The following is a 1,847-nucleotide window of genomic DNA, read 5'->3' as shown; positions in this document are numbered from 1 at the left end:
GAGCCAGACGGCAGGCGGGTTGTCGACGAGGCTTTCGATCGAGAAGATGCCGAGGTCGACTTCGCCCCGCACCTGCAGCGTGTAGCGCCCGTCGACAAAGACAAAGGCACGGTCGCGCAGCACGATGGCGACACCGGCCGAGCCGCTGAAGCCGGTCAGCCATTTCAGCCGTGCGGATCGATCGGCCACGTATTCGCCCTGGTGCTCGTCGGCGCGCGGAACGATGAAGCCATCGAGGCCATTGTCGCTGAGCCATTGGCGCAGCAGCGCCACGCGCGGCTTGCCGACCGCCGGGTCGCCCGCGGAATCGAAGGTCTGGAACATGGTGGGCCTCCTTGGTATCCGCGCGACCGTAACCTATGGGCCTGGAAAAGCGGAATCGATTTCCAGCTGGCGCAAACTGCTACAGCGACTGCCGGGTGACAACCAAATGAGACTGGTCCAGCCATGGCGTGAAAGGGGACGGCGCCGGCATTCTCTCGGTGATGCCGCCTTGCCAACACGCATCAAGTTCTAGGAATTAACCTACGAGGATCGGCAACCGGCTTGCCGGCCTCAATGCTTGAGGTGGATCGTCACCCAGCCCTCGCGGTGCAAGGTACTGATATGGCGGAAGTTCTGGCCGACATAGGCCGAGATCACCGCGTCACGCTGACGGTCGAGGATGCCCGACAGCACGATCGAGCCGCCAAGCGCGATATGGCCGGCCATTTGCGGCGCCAGCCGCATCAGCGGCCGCGCCAATATGTTGGCGACGATGAGATCGAAGGGCGCGCGCCTGGCAAAGATCGGGTGGTGAAAGCCCGGCGCGGTCACTGTCTCGATCAGGCCCTTGACGTGGTTCAGCCGCGCATTGGCGGCGGCGACCCTGACCGCCACCGGATCGATGTCGGTGGCCAGCACCGGAATATGCGCCAGCTTGGCGACGGCGATCGCCAGCACCGCGCTGCCGGTGCCAAGGTCGAGCGCGTTGCGCGGGTGCTCGCGCCGCACGACCTTCTCCAGCATTTCGAGGCATCCGGCGGTGGTGCCGTGATGGCCGGTGCCGAAGGCAAGGCCCGCCTCGATCTCGATGGCGAGTTCGCCACTGTGGCGCTTCCTGCTGTCATGCGCGCCGTGGACGAAGAAACGGCCGGCGCGCACCGGCTTCAGGCCTTCCAGCGACCGTGCCACCCAGTCGATGTCGGGCAGCGCCTCGCGCTCGATCGATCTCGACAGAGCGAGGCCGGCGAGAATGTCCTTCAGCCGCGCCTCGACCGCGTCGACGTCGCCATCGGCGTAGAGCGAGACCTCGTGGATGTCGGCGTCTTCGTCGACCTCCAGCACGGCGATCGGCAGGCCTTCATCCTCGAAGGCCGTTTCGAGCGCCGCGAAGATGCGGTCTGCCTCGATCTTTCCGGTGGTGAAATGGAGCCGCGTCTGGGTCATGTGAATTTATGTTCCTCCAGGCCTGATCTTGTCCGAAAACCGGTTCCACTTTTCGGGATCAAGCTCTAGCCCTTCGCGGCGAGGCGCTTCAGCTTGGCAACGGCAGTGTCGGCACTCTCGCCATAGGCGATCGTGCCGGCGAAGTCGCCCTTGGCGTTGAGCAGCAGCACAGAGGCGGTGTGGTCCATCGTGTAATCGCCATCGCCGGTGTCGACCTTTTTCCAGTAGATGCCGAACGACTTGGCCATGGCGTGGACCTTGTCCGGGTCGCCGGTGATGCCGGTGATGCGGTCGGAGAAATTGCTGACATAGGCGTTCATCACCTGCGGCGTGTCGCGCTCCGGGTCGACCGAGACGAAATAGGCGTGCAGGCTCGTGCCGTCGTCGCCGAGCGTCTTCAGCCAGCCGGAGAGCTCGAA

At 64.6% G+C, this 1,847-nt stretch carries 3 protein-coding genes; all 3 read right to left on the bottom strand.

The window, feature by feature from the left end; genetic code table 11:
• On the bottom strand, nucleotides 1-324 hold a 324-nt coding region (locus EOA36_RS34660; protein ID WP_189553519.1), incomplete at its 3' end, for an aminopeptidase P family N-terminal domain-containing protein.
• 231 nt (nucleotides 325-555) lie between these two features.
• Nucleotides 556-1,428, bottom strand: coding sequence for a 50S ribosomal protein L11 methyltransferase (locus EOA36_RS34655; RefSeq protein WP_127281158.1), 873 nt, complete (start codon nucleotides 1,426-1,428; stop codon nucleotides 556-558).
• Between the two features lie 65 nt (nucleotides 1,429-1,493).
• A partial coding sequence (locus EOA36_RS34650; protein ID WP_145969487.1) for an SCO family protein occupies nucleotides 1,494-1,847 on the bottom strand: 354 nt, incomplete at its 5' end.

Origin of the sequence: Mesorhizobium sp. M8A.F.Ca.ET.021.01.1.1 (assembly GCF_003998025.1) — a bacterium.
Taxonomy (GTDB): Bacteria; Pseudomonadota; Alphaproteobacteria; order Rhizobiales; family Rhizobiaceae; genus Mesorhizobium.
This window is presented reverse-complemented; position numbering and strand designations above follow the sequence as displayed.